Raw genomic sequence first — 16,594 nt, forward strand, 5'->3', positions numbered from 1 at the left:
ACTTACCCTTGCATCTGGCCGTCCCCTTCTTGGGGCACGGCCGCCTTCATTCTGTTGGTGCCGGCGTGCCGGCGTCGATCGTCAGTTTGCCTTTTGCGTGTCCGCCCCGAGCAATGCGGTGAGGCGGTCGCGTTCGGCCTTTGTCAGGTCTTTATAGGTGCGCGGCTTGGGCAGCTTGGCGAGTTCGGCCTGGGAGGATTGCATGATCTCCGGCATGGCCTTCATCATGTCGGGCATGATCTTCTGCATGCGGCCGATATAATGGGGGTCGGTTGCCAGCTGCATGAAGCCCTCGCCGAACTTGGCGCCGGTCGGCGTCTTCAGGAAGGCGGCGATCTGATCCAGCTCGGTGGCATTGTAGCGATAGGCAAATGCCTCCGCCATGCCGGCGCGCATGTCCGGTTCGTAACGGCCCATGAAGCGGCCCATGGCCGGCATCATGGTGTTGACGATCACGTCCATCCGCTTGCGGAAATTGGGATCGAGGATCGCCATCATTTCCTCCATCGTGCCTTCGCCCAGACCTTCGGCCCGTTCGGGGTCGATGCCGCCGACCTTCAGGAACTCGCGGATGGGCATCTTGGTCATGCTGTCCATCATCGGGCCCATCATCTTCTGCATCATCGGACCCATCATCTTTTCCATCGTGCCGTCGGGCAGGATGAGGGCCGCGATCGGCTGCGCCTTGGCGAGCAGCGCCGGATCGACCGGCTGCTCGGCGGCTACAGGCGCCACCGGCGTCTGCGCCTGCACGGCGACCGGGGCCGCCAGCAGCAACAGGGACAGGAAGGCGAGGCGTATCAGGCGGCAACCTTCTCGCTGGCGGCGGCGACGGCCTTGGCCTTGAGATATTTGTGCATATGGTCGGTCACGTCGCGGCCATCGCGAATGGCCCAGACCACCAGCGATGCGCCGCGCACGATGTCGCCGGCGGCGAAGACGCCGTCCATGCTGGTCATCATCGTCTTGTGATCGACGCGCAGCGTGCCCCAGCGGGTGACCGACAGGTCGTCGGCGCCGAACAGGCGGGGCAGGTCTTCGGGATCATAGCCCAGCGCCTTGATGACCAGATCGGCTTCCAGCGTATGTTCGCTGCCCGGATCGGGCTCGGGCGCGCGGCGACCCGATGCGTCGGGCGAACCCAGGCGCATCTTGGTGACCTTTACGCCGGTGACATGCTCCGTGCCCTCGAAGGCGATCGGCGCGGTCAGCCAGACGAACTCGACGCCTTCCTCCTCGGCATTGGCGACTTCGCGCTGCGAGCCGGGCATATTGTCGCGGTCGCGGCGATAGAGGCACTTCACCGACTTGGCGCCCTGGCGGATGGCGGTGCGGACGCAGTCCATCGCGGTGTCGCCGCCGCCGATCACGACGACATTTTTGCCGGTGGCGAGCAGGGTGCCATCCTCGTGGCCGGGCACGGCATCGCCAAAGCCCGCCTTGTTGGAGGCGGTGAGATAGTCGAGCGCCTTGACCACGCCCGGCGCGCCGACGCCCGGCGCCTTGATGTCGCGGGCCTTGTAGACGCCGGTGGCGATCAGGATCGCGTCATGCTTCGCACGCAGCTGTTCCATGCTGGCGTCGCGGCCGACCTCGAACCCTTCGTGGAAGATGATGCCGCCGTCCTTGAGGCGCTGGACGCGGCGCATGACGACATCCTTTTCCAGCTTGAAGCCGGGGATGCCATAGGTCAGCAGGCCGCCGGCGCGGTCATGCCGGTCATAGACATGGACTTCATAGCCCGCGACGCGCAGATATTCGGCGGTGGTGAGGCCGGCGGGGCCGGCACCGATGACGCCGACCGACTGGCCGCGCGCGGCGCCGGGGACCAGCGGTTCGACCCAGCCTTCCTTCCAGGCGGTGTCGGTGATGAACTTTTCCACCGAGCCGATGGTGACCGATCCGTGGCCGGAAAATTCGATCACGCAATTGCCCTCGCACAGACGGTCCTGCGGGCAGATGCGGCCGCAGATTTCCGGCATGGTGCTGGTCAGGTTCGACAGCTCATAGGCTTCGCGCAACCGGCCCTCGGCGGTCAGGCGCAGCCAGTCGGGGATATGATTGTGCAGCGGGCAGTGGGTCGAGCAATAGGGCACGCCGCATTGCGAGCAGCGCGACGCCTGTTCCTCGGCCTTGTCCAGGATGAAGGACTTGCTGATTTCCAGAAAGTCCTCGGCGCGCGCATCAGCGCCGCGCTTTTCCGGATAGGCCTGTTCCTTGCCCACGAACTTCAGCATCGGATTTTCAGCCATGGCATTTCCCTGCAACGATTGTTTGCAGTGCGCATAGCAGGAAAACCCGCGGAGTCACGCGGATTCTGGCATTTAAGACAGCTAGGCTGACCTATTATCTGGCGGTTTGGGAAAAGACTGTCGCGGCGCTGTAATTATCTTTCAAATATTAGGTCCGTATCGGCCTTATCTCAGGCTGAGCCAGACCAGCGCGCCGATGCCGGCAATGATTCGATACCAGGCAAAGGGTGCGAAGCCATGGCGCGACACCAGGCCGACAAACCATTTGATGACCAGCAGCGCGACGATGAAGGAGACGATGAAGCCGAGCGCGATGCTGTCCCAGCCGACCTGGGCGCTGGTCAGCTGGTCGCCCTTCTTGAGCAGTTCCAGCGTCGAGGCGCCGAGCATGGTCGGGATGGCGAGGAAGAAGCTGAACTCCGCGGCGGTGCGGCGCTCCACACCCAGGGTCAGCGCGCCCATGATGGTCGCGCCCGAACGGCTGACGCCCGGCACCATGGCGAGGCACTGGATGAAGCCGATGCCGATGACGCGGACCAGCGGAATGTCGGCGATGCCGTGGAAACGCTGTTCCCTGATCAGGCGCTCGATCACCAGGATGGCGATGCCGCCGACCACCAGCGCGACGGCGACGACGCGGGGCGAGCCGAGCAGCGTGTCGATATAATCGTGCAGGGCAAGGCCGATGACGACGGCGGGGATGAAGGCGACCAGCAGGTTGCGCACGAAGCGGATGCTGACCGGATCGAGGCGGAGCAGGCCCATGGCCACCGCCCAGAAGGTGCGCCAGTAGAGGACGACGACGGCGAGGATCGCGCCGAGCTGGATCATGACGTTGAACATCGCCCAGACCGACGCATCATAGCCGAGCAGCTCGCTCGCCAGGATGAGGTGGCCGGTCGAGGACACGGGGAGAAATTCGGTCAATCCCTCCACGATGCCGAGCAGGATGACCGTCAGATAATGCATGTCCATGGGGATGTCGGATCCTCAAGCAGGGGGCGCATAAGCCAAGCCCTCCCCCTGCGAAGGGAGAGGGCCGGGCAATGCCTATATGTCAGGGATGCACCATGCCGCAGTGCAGCGAAAAGGCAAAGCGGCATGGCCACGGCCGGTCGTGGCCGATCATCGGCCCGTCGAGCCGATGGCGGGAATGGATCAGGCCTTCACGCGGCCGGCGAAGCGGCCATGCTTGCGATAGGGGACCATCCAGCGTTCGGCGACGGCGGCCATCGGCGTGGGCGCGACGCCCAGCGCCTCAAGGCCCGGCGCGCCGGGCGCGGCGACATTGTCGTGGCCCAGCATGGCAAGCTGGTCGCGGGTGATCGGGCCGCCGGGCAGCATCGCCAGCAGCGAGGCGAAGGCGCCGGGCACTTCGACCAGCGGCTTGTCGCCCCGGCCGATCGCCTTGGCGACCCAGGCGTTGATTTCCTTCATGCTCATGACCTGCGGGCCGGCGAGTTCGAAGGTCTTGCCGCCAAAGACGCCGGGCTGCTGCGCCGCATTGGCGATCGCCTCGGCGACGTCGCCGACATAGACAGGCTGGAACTTGGTGGCGGCGCCGATCACCGGTACGACCGGGCCGCTGCTGGCGACGCCGGCGAAGCGGTTGAGGAACTGGTCCTCCTGGCCGAAGATGATCGACGGGCGCACGATGGTCGCGGTCGGGAAGGCAGCCAGCACGGCGCCTTCGCCCTCAGCCTTGGACCGGCCATAGGCCGAAGGGCTGTTGGTGTCGGCGCCGATCGCCGAGACATGGACCAGCGCGGTGACGCCGGCGGCGGCGGCCGCCTTGGCGACATTGGCGGCGCCGTCATGCTGAACCGCGTCGAAATCGCCGCTCAATATGCCGACCAGGTTGATGACGATGTCGCTGCCGTGCAGGGCGCGGGCGACGGTGTCGGGCTTGCGGATATTGGCCGCGACGAACTGGGTCTGGCCCAGATTGCCGAGCGCCTTCACCTTGACCGAATTGGCGAGGTCGCGCTGGGCGATGCGCACGCGCGCGCCGCGTGCCATCAGCGCCTGGGCGACCTGGCGCCCGAGAAAGCCGCCGCCGCCGAAGATGGTTACCAGATTGTCCTTCATCACGCGCGTCCCATGCTGTTCGAAAAGGGGAAAGTTCGTGCCGTTTCCCTTGCAACTTCCGCCGCCCGCTGACAACCGCCCGCCGGCGGCGGCGTTCCGATTTTACCCGATCCAGCCCTGCAGTCCGGCGATCATCCACAGGCCCAGCAGCAGGAAGAGCAGCGCCGCGCCGACCTGCAACGCGCGCATCGGCACGCGCTTCGCCAGCGCTTCGCCGAACAGCACGGCCGGGACATTGGCCAGCATCATGCCGCAGGTTGTGCCGGCGGTGACGGCGAGCAGATTGTCGAACTGGGCGCCCAGCGCCACGGTCGCGACCTGCGTTTTGTCGCCCATCTCGACCAGGAAGAAGGCGACCAGGGTGGTCACGAACACGCCGGCCTTGGACGGGGCCTTGAGCGGCGCATCCTCATCGATCTTGTCAGGCACCAGCGTCCAGAGCGCCATGGCGATGAAGCTGCCCGCCACGGCATAGCGGAACCAGGGCTGGGTCAGCACCCCGGCGATCGAATGGCCGACCAGCGCGGCGAGGAAATGATTGGCGATGGTCGCGACGAAGATGCCCAGGATGATCGGCACCGGCTTGCGAAAGCGGGTGGCGAGCAGCATGGCCAGCAACTGCGTCTTGTCGCCCATTTCGGCGAGCGCGACGAGGGCGGTGGAGGTGAGGAAGGCTTCCATGAAGAACGTCCGGGCCGGGCTCTGACAAAAGACACAATGCCACCGTCTTCCCCGCCCGGCCGGACTGGGAAGCCGATGCCATTGGTCTCGCCCGATGCGGCTGATACCGCATCCCATATGCCATGGCCTCTCGGCCAAATATGTTGACATATGGCCCGTCCCGTCAGCGGAACGGCTGGCTACTCCCCAGATGACGCGCTAGCCTGTAGTCGGACAGGCCGCGAAAGGCAAGCCGATGGCGACGGGCGAGAACAAGACCACGGAGACGATGGCGGATGTCGCCGCCTATCTCGACACGGTCGAACCGGCCGAGCGACAGGCGGATGGTCGGATGGTCGCGGCGTTGATGGCGCGGGTGTCGGGCGAGCCGCCACGGCTGTGGGGACCGAGCATCATCGGCTTTGGCCGCTATCATTATCGCTATGACAGCGGGCGCGAGGGCGACATGTGCCGGATCGGCTTTGCGCCGCGCAAGGCGGAGCTGGTCTTCTATCTCGCCGGTCTCGACGACGCCGATTTCAAGGCATTAGGCAGGCATCGGCGCGGCAAGGGCTGCCTCTATGTCAAGCGGCTGGCCGATATCGACATGGAGGTGCTGGAGGCGCTGATCGTGCAGAGCCTGGCGCATATGGACGGGCTGTATCCGCGCTAGGAAAAGCGGCTCAGGGCGTGCTGCTGCTCTGCTGCATCCGCCGTTCGGCGAACCATTGCTGCAGCATCTGGGCGGTGCAGCCGGTGAAGCCGTTGCTGCCGATGGCCGAGCAGCTGTTGGGCAGGATCTGGCGCTGGGTCTGTTCCATCGTCGCGACCTGGCTGCCCCAGCCGGGGCCACCCACTTCTTCGGGCTTTTCGCGCAGCTTCTTGGGGATGCGATAGCGTTCGGATTCGGGCTTGCGGGCGCAGACCACGATTTCCTCGCCCTCGCCCGTCGGGCAGGGATCATCGCCATAGACGATGAGGTTGAAGATCTTCTGCGGCGGATCATCCTGGGCGACGGCCGGCGCAGCGGGCAGGGCCAGCGCGGCCAGGCCGGCGATCAGCAGGGGGCGGGGGAGACGCATCATCAATTCCTTCATTCGCCCCGGTTGCACCCCGTTCGTCCCGCGCTGCACTGGCGCGGGATCGATATGAACAGACGCCGCAGGACGCCCCATGCCGTCACGGCCGGGGCGGGACTTCCTGTTCCTGCGCCTTCTTGGCATCGGCGTCGGCCTTTTCCTCGGCCAGAACGCGCTTTTCGATCGCTTCGCTGTCGGCGTCGATGGTCGACAGGCGCCTGGCGCGCTCGGCTTCGACCAGATCCTTCCAGCTGGCATTGTCGGCCTGCTGCCGTTCCGCCTTGGCCAGGCGCGACAGTTTGGCGAAGCAGCCGGTGGCGCCGCCGCCGCCGACCGGCGAGCAGCTTTCGGTGCCGTCGCGACCGACATATTCCATCGACTTCACCCGCTCGCCCCAGGCCTGGTTGCTGGGCTTGTTGGGGTCGCCGCGCAGCGGCTCGGGAATGCGATAGCGTTCCTCCTCGCCCTTGCGCGCGCACACGACGATGCCGTCGCCCTGGCTCTGGGGACAGGCATCATCGCCATAGACGATGACCAGATTGACCTTTTCGGAGCCGGTGCTGGTGGCGGCCGTGGGGGCGCTGTCCTGCTGCGCGAGCGCGGGGGCGGCGGTGCCCAGCATCAGGCCGGCGGCCAGAGCGATCAACGGGGTCTTCATCATCGGTCCGTCCCTTGTTCAGATGCGCTTCGACAGCGCGATGGCGGCGCGGCAACCCAGGCGGATCGCGCCGGACAGCAGCGGATAGGCCGGGGCCTGTTCCGCGCCATGGGCGATGGCGGCGTCGCGATGCTCGACCTCCTCCGCCTGGAAATCCTTGATCAGGGCAGAGAGTTCCGGATCATCCTCGCCCAGTTGCTGCAACTGTTCTTCATAATGAAGGTCGATCTCGGTCTCGATCGCGGCGGTGCAGGCCATGGCAGCCTTTGGCCCCATCGCGGCGGTCACGGCGCCCAGGGCGAACCCGGCGACATTCCAGATCGGATGGATCGCGGTCGGGCGCACGCCGCGTTCGGCGATCAGCGCGTCGAAGGCGGCGCGGTGGCGCTCCTCCTGCGCGGCCATGCCGGCGATCAGCCGGCCATAGGGATGACGATCGCCCATCACCGCAAGCTGCCCGGCATAGATGCGCACCGCGCCGAATTCGCCGGCCTGGTCGACGCGCACCATGGAGGCGCGATCGACCTTGTTCGTGCGACGGCCCGGCCGGGGGAAATTCTTGGTGGCGCTCATGCCTTCCTCGCTTTCAGCAGCAGGGCCAAGATGGCGAGCGCGGCCGCGCCCGACAAGAGGCCGTTATAGCCTGCCAGCGAAATGCCGAAGAGGCTCCAGGGCGCAACATCGCAGCGGGTGATCGGCGTTGCCATGATCTGGCTCAAAATATCGGCGCTGCTGCCGCCGGTCGGCGTGGTCGAGCAGGCGGTCAGCCCTTCCCACCAGCCATATTCGACCCCGGCATGGAACAGGCCGATGGCGCCGCTGATGCCGATGGCGATGCCGGCGAAACCGGCGAACAGGCCGCTCATGCAGGCGCGGCCGCGCAGCGCATAGGCGACCAGCGCCAGCGGGATCGCCGCCATATGGGGATAACGCTGCCACCAGCACATTTCGCACGGATGCAGCCCGCCCAGATATTGGGAGGCATAGGCCGTGCCCAGCGCGATCACGGGCACGAGCAGGGCAAGCAGGCGGGCGCGGCCCAGGGCGGGGGACAAGCTGTTCATATCGCCCGCTTAAACCCTTGTCCGCCTTTCGTCATGCTGAACTTGCCCGTCCGGTCATCCGAACGGGCACGACTCATTTTGCGCCGGGCTTGCGCGCAGCGGCCTGCTGCGCCTGGGCGATGGTGGCGCCCGGCGTGCCGGCGAGGCGGGAAATGGTCTTGAGCGCATAATCGAGCTGGAAGTCCTCGATCCCCTTCTTCTTCAGCTCCTCGGCGGTCTGGGCGAAGCGCGGATCTTCCTTGCTGTCCTCTTCCAGCGCGGCGTCGTCGGTCTTGATCTCGTTGATCAGGTGGCGGCGCAGGTCGCTTTCGCGGAACTTGGGGCGATCCTTGTAATCCGGGTCGCTGAGCTGCGGCACCTTGATGTCCGGCTGGATGCCGCCTTCCTGCACGCTGCGGCCCGAAGGCGTGAAGTAGCGCGCGGTGGTGAGCTTGAGCGCGGTGGTGTTCGACAGCGGCAACATGGTCTGGACCGAGCCCTTGCCGAAGCTGCGTTCGCCCATGATGAGCGCGCGATGCTGGTCCTGAAGCGCGCCGGCGACGATTTCGGAGGCCGAAGCGGAGCCCGCATCGACCAGCACGATCACCGGCAGGCCCTTCGCGTCATCGCCGGGCTTGGCATAATAGCGTTCGACATCGCCCTTGTTGCGGCCGCGCTGCGATACGATCTCGCCGCGCTCCAGGAAGACGTCGCTGGTCGACACCGCTTCGTCCAGCAGGCCGCCGGGGTTGGAACGCAGGTCGAGGATATAGCCGGTCGGCTTGTGGCCCAAGCTCTTGTCGATGCTGCGGATCGCCGAGCGGACATCGGCGCCGGTATTGGCCGAGAAGCTGACGATGTTGATGACGCCGATATTGTTCTTCACTTCCCACTTCACCGGCTTGATCTCGATGATCTCGCGGGTGAGGGTCAGGTCGATCGGCTTGTCGCGGCCGGTGCGCACGATGGTCAGCTTGATGCTGGTGCCCGGTGCGCCGCGCATCTTGTCCACCGCCTCGTCCAGCGTGCCGCCATAGATGAGCTGGCCGTCAATATGGGTGATATAGTCGCCAGCCTTGATCCCGGCGCGCCAGGCCGGCGTGTCCTGGGTCGGGGCGATCACCTTGACCGCGCCATCCTCCTGCGTGACCGACAGGCCAAGGCCGCCATAGCTGCCCTCGGTCTGGGTGCGCAGATTCTGGAAATCGCGCGCATCGAGGAAGCTGCTGTGCGGATCGAGGCTGGCGAGCATGCCGTCGATCGCGCCCTTGATCAGCTTTTCGTCGTCGACCTTCTCGACATAGTCGCTGCGGACCTTCTGGAAGACGTCCATGAATTCGTCGAGCGCCTTGTAGCTCGATGCCTCGCCATCGGCGAGCGCCGCGGTGGTGGCGGGGATGAGCGCAAGCGCGCCGAGCGCGACCGCGCCCTGCAGGAAGGTGGATTTCATGGCTGTCCTTGGAGTCCGCATCAAGGGATCGATATACGTCGATTCGCTATCCAACGCAAAAGCGCGCTTCGACCAATGTTGCCTGGCGTCGATGAGCGTGGGGTTAATGGGGCCGGTCGGATTGCCAGGCGATGCCCAATCGCATGGCATTTTCGTGCAGCCGCCGGTCGCGTGCCCATAGCCGCGAGCCGGCAGTCAGGCGTGCCGATGCAAGCAGATGGGCATCGACATAGCCGATGCCGCGCCCAAATAGATATTCAGCCTCGATCAGCAGTTGCACTTCATCATTGCTGGCTTCCGTCGCTTTAGGCAGGTCACGCAATAACGCGAGAAAGTCGTGCCGATCGGGCAGACTTCCCAAGGCCAATTCGCCAATCACAAAGGGGTGGCAAAGGACAGCCTCGGCATTGAGAAGATCGGTCAGCATCGGATTGCCGCTGCGCAGATGATCGATCCAGACGGAGCTGTCGACAAGGATCATTCAGGATCCGATCGGCGGCGTGGTGCCGGTTCCATATCGGGCGCGCTGCCACCCAACAATGCGAGGCGTCGCGCTGCTTCGCGCTGGACCAGAGCGGTCAGCGCTTCCCGCACCAGGGCGGATTTTTCCTTGATGCCGGTATATTCTTCCGCCTTGGAGACAAGCTCATCATCAAGGGCCAGTGTCGTGCGCATATATCATGCTCCTTAGGCACGATATTTATCATCATATGATGATGATTTCAATGCTTCAGCCGATTCCCACCAGCGGCACGATGTCCACCGGGCGGCCGTTGCGGCGCAGTTCGATCGTCACTGTCGGGCGGCCCTGGGCGGCGGTGAGGCCGACCGGGTCGCCCTGGCGCACACTCTCGCCCACCTGAGCGGTGACGCGGTGCAGGCCGGTGATGAGGGTGGTCCAGCCCTGGCCATGGTCGATGATGAGGATCTGGCCATAGCCGCGATAGGGGCCGGCAAAGGCGATGCGGCCGGCGGTCGGCGCGACTGCCTGGGCGCCGGCCTGGGTCACCAGCGTCAGGCCGCGCGAGCGTACGCCGCCGTCATTCACCTCACCCATGCCGGTGACGAGCTGGCCGACGACCGGCAGGCGATAGGGCGGCGGGCCGCTGTCCAGCGCCTCGCGGTCGGGGGCGGGGGCGCCGGCCCGGTCGGGGCGGGCGGGGCGCAGCACCGGGCCGGCCAGTTGCGCCAGGCGATCGCGCAGGTCGCTCGCCACCTCCAGCTGGTCCATCAGGTCGACAATGTCGCGCGCCTTCTCGCCCAGCGCCAGCGCGCGTTCGCTCTCCAGCCCGGCATTGGCGCGATAGTCGCGGGCGGCGACGCGCTTTTGCGTTTCGAGCTGGCGCAGGGCGGCCTGACGATCGGTGAGGTCGCGGCGGCTCTTGGTCAGGGCGTCGGCGGCCTGCTGGGCGGTGGCGCGGATCGCGCGGCTGCGGTCCAGCTCGGCGCGCAGGCCCGCGGTGCGCTGCTCGATCACCGGTAGCACCTGTCCCAGCACCGCGCGCATATGGACGGCGTCGCTGATCGATCCGGGCTGGACGAGGGCAAGGGCGAGCGGGCGGCGGCTCATCATCTGCAGCGCGGCGGTCAGGCGCACCACCGGTTCCTGCCTGGCGGCGAGGCGCGCGGCCTGGGCGCGCTGCATTCGGGCGATGATGGCGATGCGGGCCTGGGCGGCCTGCACATCGGCCTCGGCCTGCTGGATGCGGGCGGCCATGGCGGCGGCGCGGCGGCCGGCCTGTTCGGCCTCGTCACGGGCCATGCCGGCCTGGCGCTCCAGCCGGACAGATCGGTCGGCGGCCTCCACCGACTGGCGGCGGGCGTCGCGCAGCGCCTTCTGTTCCTGTGCCAGCGTGGTGCCGGCGGTGCCAGGCAGGATGATCGCGGCATCGTCCGCGGCGGGCAGGCGCGTGGCGATAAGGGCCAAGATGCCGGCCAGTGCGATGCCCGTGATGCTGTTGCTGATGATGCTGCGCTTCAACCGCTTGTCCCGCCCGATAGGGCTTTGACTAGGCGCAAGCCGTGGGCATGTCGAGCCTCAGCCTTCGCGGTGATAGGGGTGGTTGGCGAGGATCGAGCAGGCGCGCCACAGCTGTTCGGCGAGCATGGCGCGGGCGATCATGTGCGGCCAGGTCATGGCGCCAAAGGCGATCAGCAGGTCGGCATTGGTCCGTTCGGCATCGTCGAAGCCATCGGCCGCGCCGATCAGGAAGCGGATCTCGCGCGTGCCGGTGTCGCGCCAGCCCTCGATCCGCCGCGCAAAGTCCATCGAGGAAAGCTGCTTGCCCTTTTCGTCGAGCATGACCGTCACCGTGCCGGGACCGACGGGCGGCAGCTTGCCGCCCCGGTCGGGCATTTCGGTGATCTTGTACGGCATGGTCAGCCGCTTGACATAGCGGTCGACCAGATCGGCCTCGGGCGAGCGCCCGATCTTGCCGCGCGCGATGATATGGAGGAGCATGGCTCCTCCCTAGCCTGTCATCGCGCCCATGTCGAAGGGCGCGACGGCAAGGATCAGGCGTTGCCCGCGACCGGTGCGTCGACGAAGCCCCACATCCGTTCCAGATTGTAGAAGCTGCGCACTTCCGGCTTGAACAGATGGACGATCACGTCGCCGGCATCGATCAGCACCCAGTCGGCGACCGGCAGGCCTTCGACCCGTGCGGAGCGGCCGGTGGCCTTCTTGATCCGTTCGGCCAGATGCTGGGCGATCGCCGCGACCTGACGCGACGAACGGCCGCTCGCGATCACCATATGATCGGCGATGCTGCTCTTGCCTTCGAGGGGGATGGAGATGGTTTCCTGTGCCTGGTCGTCGTCGAGCGACTGCATGACAAGGGCGTGCAGGGCGGCCACGCTATCGGCGGCAGGCGCCGTATCGTTGGCAGGGGCGAGGTTAGTCAATTAAACTCCAATCTAGACGATCATCCGGCGCGTGAGCGGATCGCGCACACACGTTGCTTCATATTCGCGATGCCAGAGGGGGTCCGCCTGCCGTAGCAGGGTTGCCGATCTTGGATCAGGGCGAAAGCGCAATAGCACGAGCGCCGGTGGTCTCCAATTCGTCCAGTCTGCACTCTGGCGCGCGGACCGGACGAAGCGCCGCAGCCAGCTCATGGCCGTAGAGCCACGGGCAGCGTCATCATAGCCCGGACGGGCGATGACGGCAATGGTCATCTGTCGCGCTATGCCGCGCCAGTCGCGCCATTGGCTGAATTGCGCCAGATTGTCGGCGCCCATCAGCCAGACGAAGCGGTTGCGGGGGTAGCGCTGGCGAAGCGCGCGCAGCGTGTCGACGGTGTAGCGGGTGCCCAATTGGCGCTCGATCGCCGTGGCGCGAATCGGCGCGCGGCGGGCGATTTTCTGCGCATGGGCAAGGCGGACGGGCAGCGGCGCCATGCCCCTGGCGGGCTTCAACGGATTGCCGGGCGACACCAGCCACCAGACTTCGTCGAGGCCCAAGGCGTCCCTTGCGAACAGCGAAATGGCGCGATGCCCGCCATGCGCCGGATTGAAGGAGCCGCCAAGCAGGCCGATCTTTTTCATGGGGGCAGCCATGCCAGCGCCGGGGCGGGGCGGCAATGGGCAGATTCTTAAGGCTTGCCCGCTATAGCAGCGCCATGCAGGGGCGGTTGATCGGATTCGATGGATTGCGCGGGATCGCCGCGATCAGCGTCCTGCTGTTCCATGCGCTGACCTGGGCCACCGGGGCGGCGCGCGGCAACGGCTATCTCGCGGTCGACTTCTTCTTCATGCTAAGCGGCTATGTGATGGCGCGCACCTATGAGGCGCGGTTGGGGCAGGGGCTGTCCACCAGCGCGTTCGTCCGCGCGCGATATCGGCGTTTCCTGCCGGTCATGGCTATGGCGGGGCTGATCGCGCTGCCAGGGTTTATGGCCACCAGCGACATGAGGGCCTGGCCGGCGGCGCTGGCCAGTGTGCTGCTTGTTCCCAGTTTCTTCACCTGGCGTCTCTATCCGCTCAACGGGCCGGCCTGGTCGATCCTGGCGGAGCTGATCGCCAATATTGCCCATGGTCTGGTGCTGCGCCGTTTATCGACCAGGACATTAGGCCATGTCGTGCTGTTCAGCGCCGTGCTGTTTGCCGTCATCGCCAGCCGGGTCGGGGTGGATGTCGGCGCGCAGCCGGCCAGCTTCCTCTTCGGCCTGCCGCGGGTCATGCTGTCCTATGGCATGGGGATCATCCTGTGGCGCTGGTGGCGCGACCGGCCGACCATCATGGTTTCGCCGCTGGCGGCCTTTGCCATGATGCCGCTCTATTTCGGTATTGGCACGATGGTCGATGCGCATGGCTGGATAGACGGGATGGTCTTCATCCTGCTGGTCTGTCCGCTGATGCTGGCCGGCGCCTTGCGCTGGCGGGGCGGGTCGCGACTGCTGGTCGGGAGTGGAGCGCTCTCCTTCCCGCTCTATGCGGTGCATGCGCCTGTCTGCATGACGGGGCTGATGCTGGGCGTGCCCGTGGCCGGCGGGGTTGCCGCCAGCCTGGCGATTGCGGGGTTGATTGCCTGGGTGCAGGCCCGGCCGCGTCGTCCGGGGGCCACGACGCTTTCGTCCGCGCCGGTGGCGGCAAGCTAGGCCGAGACGATCCTATTTCGCTGCCGGCAGCGCGCGCGCTTCGTCGGCCTGGGCGTCGCGGGCAAGGACGTCGAGCGGTTCCATCGCCTCGATCTCCTTGCCGCCGGTCTCGATGTCGAGATCGCGGAACTTGCGACCGGTGGAGAGGACGCGCGTCTCGAAGCTGCCGATGAAGCTGTTATAGTTGGAGACCGCGCTGTTGAGGCCGGAGCCCAGCTTGCGCAAATGGGTCGCGGCGACGGACAGGCGCTCATAAAGTTCCTTGCCGAGCTGGCCGACCTGCTGCGCCTGTTCCTGCATCTTGGCCTGGCGCCAATGGCCCGCCAGCGTGCGGGCGAGCGGCAGGAAGGTGGCGGGACCGCAGATGATGACGCGATTCTTTGCCGCGCGTTCCCAAAGCTCCATGTCCGCTTCCAGCGCGGCGGTGACGAAATTGTCGCCGGGCACATACATGATGACGAAGTCGGGTGCCTTGTCGAACTGTTCCCAATAGGCCTTGCGCCCCAGGGCATCGGCATGGGTGCGCATCGCGCGGGCATGGTCGAGCATATGGGCGTCGCGCTGCGCCGGATCGACCTGATCGACCGCGTTCAGATAGGCGACCAGCGAGCATTTGACGTCGACCACCATCTGCTGGTCGCCGGGCAGGTTGATGACGAAATCGGGGCGCAGGCGGCCGTCCTCGACTGCGACCGACACTTCCTCCTTGAAGTCCACGAAGGGGGAAAGGCCGGCGGTTTCGATGAGATTCTTGAACTGCTGCTCGCCCCAGCGGCCGCGCGTCTTGGGCGCAGCGCGCAGGGCATTGACCAGCTTGGCCGTTTCCTCGCGCACCTGGCCCTGGCCGAGATGAACCTGCTGAACCGCCTCGCGCAGTTCGGCATAGCTGCCGACCCGATCCTTCTCGACGCGGGCGAGGCCTTCCTCATAGCGCTTGAGCGTGGTTTCGACCGGGTTGAGCAGCGTCTTCAACTGCGCCTCGCTCTTTTCGCTCGCTTGGGCGAAGCGTTGGTCGGCGCGAGTCAGGAACTGAGTCTGGGCGGATTCGAGCAATTTGCCGCCGATTTCGCTGAACTGGGCGGAAAGCTGTTCCTTCGCGTCCTTGAGCGCGGCGATCTGCTGCTCGAACGCCTGGGTGCGGGCATGGATGTCGGACTGGAGCGCGGCGAGGTCACGCAGCGCGGCCTCGCGCTCGGTCTGGATCGCTTCGATACGCTGGCTGGCGGCGGCCTGCAGTGCCTCGATCCGCTGCTCGGACGCGGCCTGCGCGGATTCGAGCCGGGCCACTTGGCTCATGCCCTGCGCGACCCGTTCCTTCTCCACCGCCAGTTCGGCGATCGCGCCATTGCGCTGGGCGGTCGCGATGTCGAGCTTGCCGGCCAGATCGGCCTTTTCGGAGGTCAGCGGCGCCAGCGCCTTGCCCTTGAGCAGCCAGCCGACGGCGAGGCCGATCAGCAGCGCGACGGGAATGAGAAGGGCGGCGAGGCTGTCCATAACTATCCTTTTTGGGAACGAAACGGGAACTTAGCGGGCGAAGGAGGCGGCCGCAAGCCGGAAGCGCCATCCTCCGTTCGTTTCGAGCCTGTCGAGAAACGGAGGCGGAACTGGGGGGGGGGCGTGCCCGGCTTCTCGACTTCGCTCGAAGCGAACGGAAGGGGATGGGCTACGCCGCCTGTGCGCTGGGCGCGGCGAAGCGGGCGCGATAGTCGCCTGGCGACAGGCCGACCAGGCGGTGAAACAGCTTGCGGAAGGCGGCGGCATCCTCATAGCCGACGCTCCAGGCGATCTGGTCGATCGTGCGCCGGGTAAATTCCAGATGCTCGCGCGCCCGCGCCACGCGCAGATGCTGGACATACTCGATCGGGGTCATGGCGGTCGCCGCCTTGAACCGGCGCTGGAAGGTGCGTTCCTCCAGCGCGGCCTGCGCCGCCATCTCGGTGACGCTGACAGCCTTCGCTTCCCGCGCGGCGAGCCAGTGCTGCACCTTCAGGATCGGCTCGTCGCCATGGGTCAGGCGCGGCAGGAAGCGGGCGAAATGCTTCTGCTCGCGCCCGGCCGTGTCGATCAGCAGGAATTTGGCGGTGTCTAGCATGACCGTCGGGCCGAGCAGCCGGTCGACCAGCCGCATGCCAAGGTCAGTCCAGGCCATCAGCCCGCCAGCGGTGATGATGTCGCCATCGTCGATGACGATCCGGTCGCAATCGAGCTTCACGGCCGGGAAGCGGGCGCGGAAGGCGTCGGCGAACCACCAATGGGTCGTGGCCGGGCGGCCGTCGAGCAGGCCGGTCGCCGCCAGCAGGAAGGCGCCGCCGCAATTGGAGGCAAGGGTGGCGCCGGCGGCATGGCGATCGAGCAGCCAGCGGGCATAGGGCGCGGCTTCCTCCGCCTCGGGCACGCCGGTCAGGCGGCCGGGGACCAGCCAGATGTCGGGCGTGCCGCTCAATGCTTCATGCGTGTCATGGCTGCGGGCAAAGCAGCCGTCATCGCCCATCTGCCAATGGCTGACGCGCACCACCGGGCCGCCATGCTGGACCGAAAACTGCCCGGCAATATCGATCAGGTCGGTCATGCCATGGACCATCGCCTGCTGGCAGCCCGGATAGAGCAATATGCCCACTTCGGCGCGCGGAAGGCGGGTGTCGGCCATGTCCTAATCCTTTGTCGGAATCGGCCCGCTTAATGTCGGAACCGCCAATCCCGATCCTCCGCCATCGCCCCTAATAGTGCAAGCACAGGGCGTGAAGGACGCCCTTCTGGAACAGAAGA

Annotated in this window: 20 protein-coding genes and 1 riboswitch; of the genes, 2 read left to right on the top strand and 18 right to left on the bottom strand. The window is 66.3% G+C overall.

Annotation, left to right across the window (positions count from 1 at the left end):
• Positions 1–81: 81 nt before the first annotated feature.
• The 5 genes from VHN57_RS22675 to VHN57_RS22695 all read right to left on the bottom strand — a co-directional run bounded on the left by VHN57_RS22675 (position 82) and on the right by VHN57_RS22695 (position 5,021).
• Positions 82–801, bottom strand: coding sequence for a DUF2059 domain-containing protein (locus tag VHN57_RS22675; RefSeq protein ID WP_423286106.1), 720 nt, complete (start codon positions 799–801; stop codon positions 82–84).
• Positions 801–2,252: an NAD(P)-dependent oxidoreductase gene (locus tag VHN57_RS22680; RefSeq protein WP_004209812.1), complete on the bottom strand. Its 1,452-nt coding sequence runs from the start codon at positions 2,250–2,252 to the stop codon at positions 801–803. The genes VHN57_RS22675 and VHN57_RS22680 overlap by 1 nt, the downstream gene beginning before the upstream one ends.
• A 165-nt stretch (positions 2,253–2,417) precedes the next feature.
• Complete coding sequence (locus tag VHN57_RS22685) at positions 2,418–3,227, bottom strand: undecaprenyl-diphosphate phosphatase (protein WP_423285639.1); 810 nt, start codon at positions 3,225–3,227, stop codon at positions 2,418–2,420.
• A 183-nt stretch (positions 3,228–3,410) separates the two neighbouring features.
• Positions 3,411–4,340 carry a complex I NDUFA9 subunit family protein gene (locus VHN57_RS22690; RefSeq protein ID WP_423285641.1) on the bottom strand — a complete coding sequence of 310 codons (930 nt, stop codon included), beginning with the start codon at positions 4,338–4,340 and terminating at the stop codon, positions 3,411–3,413.
• 102 nt (positions 4,341–4,442) lie between these two features.
• Positions 4,443–5,021 (bottom strand): TMEM165/GDT1 family protein, encoded by a 579-nt coding sequence (locus VHN57_RS22695; RefSeq protein ID WP_010336962.1) that lies wholly within the window; start codon positions 5,019–5,021, stop codon positions 4,443–4,445.
• Positions 5,022–5,114: 93 nt separating this feature from the next.
• A riboswitch (yybP-ykoY riboswitch) is annotated at positions 5,115–5,222 on the bottom strand.
• A gap of 34 nt (positions 5,223–5,256) precedes the next feature.
• Between VHN57_RS22695 and VHN57_RS22700 the strand changes: the two genes are divergently transcribed.
• Entirely contained in the window at positions 5,257–5,673 is a 417-nt protein-coding gene (locus VHN57_RS22700) for a DUF1801 domain-containing protein (protein WP_423285644.1), read from the top strand.
• Positions 5,674–5,683: 10 nt separating this feature from the next.
• Here VHN57_RS22700 and VHN57_RS22705 read toward each other — a convergent pair whose 3' ends face one another.
• From VHN57_RS22705 to VHN57_RS22755, 11 genes are all read right to left on the bottom strand, one after another.
• Complete coding sequence (locus VHN57_RS22705; RefSeq protein WP_029547618.1) at positions 5,684–6,082, bottom strand: hypothetical protein; 399 nt, start codon at positions 6,080–6,082, stop codon at positions 5,684–5,686.
• Between the two features lie 97 nt (positions 6,083–6,179).
• Positions 6,180–6,740 (bottom strand): hypothetical protein, encoded by a 561-nt coding sequence (locus VHN57_RS22710; protein WP_010336965.1) that lies wholly within the window; start codon positions 6,738–6,740, stop codon positions 6,180–6,182.
• A 15-nt stretch (positions 6,741–6,755) separates the two neighbouring features.
• Positions 6,756–7,310, bottom strand: coding sequence for a demethoxyubiquinone hydroxylase family protein (locus VHN57_RS22715; protein WP_423285646.1), 555 nt, complete (start codon positions 7,308–7,310; stop codon positions 6,756–6,758).
• A complete protein-coding gene (locus VHN57_RS22720; protein ID WP_010336967.1) occupies positions 7,307–7,801 on the bottom strand; it encodes a disulfide bond formation protein B in 495 nt (164 codons plus the stop codon). The genes VHN57_RS22715 and VHN57_RS22720 overlap by 4 nt, the downstream gene beginning before the upstream one ends.
• Before the next feature lie 73 nt (positions 7,802–7,874).
• Positions 7,875–9,230: a S41 family peptidase gene (locus tag VHN57_RS22725; RefSeq protein WP_004209836.1), complete on the bottom strand. Its 1,356-nt coding sequence runs from the start codon at positions 9,228–9,230 to the stop codon at positions 7,875–7,877.
• Positions 9,231–9,333: 103 nt separating this feature from the next.
• Positions 9,334–9,711 (bottom strand): type II toxin-antitoxin system VapC family toxin, encoded by a 378-nt coding sequence (locus VHN57_RS22730; RefSeq protein WP_423285649.1) that lies wholly within the window; start codon positions 9,709–9,711, stop codon positions 9,334–9,336.
• The gene (locus VHN57_RS22735) at positions 9,708–9,905 is read right to left on the bottom strand and encodes a type II toxin-antitoxin system VapB family antitoxin (RefSeq protein WP_017501494.1); all 198 of its coding nucleotides are present in this window, start codon (positions 9,903–9,905) and stop codon (positions 9,708–9,710) included. The genes VHN57_RS22730 and VHN57_RS22735 overlap by 4 nt, the downstream gene beginning before the upstream one ends.
• A 55-nt stretch (positions 9,906–9,960) precedes the next feature.
• Complete coding sequence (locus VHN57_RS22740) at positions 9,961–11,211, bottom strand: murein hydrolase activator EnvC family protein (protein ID WP_423285652.1); 1,251 nt, start codon at positions 11,209–11,211, stop codon at positions 9,961–9,963.
• A gap of 57 nt (positions 11,212–11,268) precedes the next feature.
• On the bottom strand, positions 11,269–11,691 hold the full coding sequence (locus VHN57_RS22745) for a 23S rRNA (pseudouridine(1915)-N(3))-methyltransferase RlmH (protein WP_287430788.1): 423 nt from the start codon (positions 11,689–11,691) through the stop codon (positions 11,269–11,271).
• A 53-nt stretch (positions 11,692–11,744) separates the two neighbouring features.
• Complete coding sequence (gene rsfS, locus VHN57_RS22750; RefSeq protein WP_004209841.1) at positions 11,745–12,134, bottom strand: ribosome silencing factor; 390 nt, start codon at positions 12,132–12,134, stop codon at positions 11,745–11,747.
• Positions 12,135–12,146: 12 nt separating this feature from the next.
• Positions 12,147–12,776 (bottom strand): nicotinate-nucleotide adenylyltransferase, encoded by a 630-nt coding sequence (locus tag VHN57_RS22755; protein ID WP_423285655.1) that lies wholly within the window; start codon positions 12,774–12,776, stop codon positions 12,147–12,149.
• Positions 12,777–12,811: 35 nt separating this feature from the next.
• Here VHN57_RS22755 and VHN57_RS22760 point away from each other — a divergent pair, with 35 nt between their 5' ends.
• Complete coding sequence (locus tag VHN57_RS22760) at positions 12,812–13,828, top strand: acyltransferase family protein (RefSeq protein ID WP_423285657.1); 1,017 nt, start codon at positions 12,812–12,814, stop codon at positions 13,826–13,828.
• A gap of 12 nt (positions 13,829–13,840) precedes the next feature.
• Here the strand turns inward: VHN57_RS22760 and VHN57_RS22765 are convergent, their stop codons facing one another.
• Together VHN57_RS22765 and VHN57_RS22770 are read right to left on the bottom strand one after the other, a co-directional pair.
• Positions 13,841–15,322, bottom strand: a complete 1,482-nt coding sequence (locus VHN57_RS22765; protein WP_423285659.1) for a DNA recombination protein RmuC — start codon at positions 15,320–15,322, stop codon at positions 13,841–13,843.
• Positions 15,323–15,491: 169 nt separating this feature from the next.
• Positions 15,492–16,475 carry a GlxA family transcriptional regulator gene (locus tag VHN57_RS22770; RefSeq protein ID WP_423285661.1) on the bottom strand — a complete coding sequence of 328 codons (984 nt, stop codon included), beginning with the start codon at positions 16,473–16,475 and terminating at the stop codon, positions 15,492–15,494.
• Positions 16,476–16,594: the final 119 nt, after the last annotated feature.

This window comes from Sphingobium salicis subsp. salicis (assembly GCF_049472635.1).
GTDB classification, from domain to species: Bacteria; Pseudomonadota; Alphaproteobacteria; order Sphingomonadales; family Sphingomonadaceae; genus Sphingobium; species Sphingobium yanoikuyae_A.

Excerpts from the sequence above, each read along its gene's own strand:
- VHN57_RS22685 (WP_423285639.1), bottom strand. The coding sequence starts at position 3,227 with ATGGACATGCATTATCTGACGGTCATCCTGCTCGGCATCGTGGAGGGA.
- VHN57_RS22765 (WP_423285659.1), bottom strand. The coding sequence starts at position 15,322 with ATGGACAGCCTCGCCGCCCTTCTCATTCCCGTCGCGCTGCTGATCGGC.
- VHN57_RS22690 (WP_423285641.1), bottom strand. The coding sequence starts at position 4,340 with ATGAAGGACAATCTGGTAACCATCTTCGGCGGCGGCGGCTTTCTCGGG.
- VHN57_RS22735 (WP_017501494.1), bottom strand. The coding sequence starts at position 9,905 with ATGCGCACGACACTGGCCCTTGATGATGAGCTTGTCTCCAAGGCGGAA.
- VHN57_RS22695 (WP_010336962.1), bottom strand. The coding sequence starts at position 5,021 with ATGGAAGCCTTCCTCACCTCCACCGCCCTCGTCGCGCTCGCCGAAATG.
- VHN57_RS22720 (WP_010336967.1), bottom strand. The coding sequence starts at position 7,801 with ATGAACAGCTTGTCCCCCGCCCTGGGCCGCGCCCGCCTGCTTGCCCTG.
- VHN57_RS22755 (WP_423285655.1), bottom strand. The coding sequence starts at position 12,776 with ATGAAAAAGATCGGCCTGCTTGGCGGCTCCTTCAATCCGGCGCATGGC.
- VHN57_RS22770 (WP_423285661.1), bottom strand. The coding sequence starts at position 16,475 with ATGGCCGACACCCGCCTTCCGCGCGCCGAAGTGGGCATATTGCTCTAT.
- VHN57_RS22700 (WP_423285644.1), top strand. The coding sequence starts at position 5,257 with ATGGCGACGGGCGAGAACAAGACCACGGAGACGATGGCGGATGTCGCC.
- VHN57_RS22705 (WP_029547618.1), bottom strand. The coding sequence starts at position 6,082 with ATGCGTCTCCCCCGCCCCCTGCTGATCGCCGGCCTGGCCGCGCTGGCC.
- VHN57_RS22730 (WP_423285649.1), bottom strand. The coding sequence starts at position 9,711 with ATGATCCTTGTCGACAGCTCCGTCTGGATCGATCATCTGCGCAGCGGC.
- VHN57_RS22760 (WP_423285657.1), top strand. The coding sequence starts at position 12,812 with ATGGGCAGATTCTTAAGGCTTGCCCGCTATAGCAGCGCCATGCAGGGG.
- VHN57_RS22745 (WP_287430788.1), bottom strand. The coding sequence starts at position 11,691 with ATGCTCCTCCATATCATCGCGCGCGGCAAGATCGGGCGCTCGCCCGAG.
- VHN57_RS22710 (WP_010336965.1), bottom strand. The coding sequence starts at position 6,740 with ATGATGAAGACCCCGTTGATCGCTCTGGCCGCCGGCCTGATGCTGGGC.
- VHN57_RS22680 (WP_004209812.1), bottom strand. The coding sequence starts at position 2,252 with ATGGCTGAAAATCCGATGCTGAAGTTCGTGGGCAAGGAACAGGCCTAT.
- VHN57_RS22715 (WP_423285646.1), bottom strand. The coding sequence starts at position 7,310 with ATGAGCGCCACCAAGAATTTCCCCCGGCCGGGCCGTCGCACGAACAAG.
- VHN57_RS22725 (WP_004209836.1), bottom strand. The coding sequence starts at position 9,230 with ATGAAATCCACCTTCCTGCAGGGCGCGGTCGCGCTCGGCGCGCTTGCG.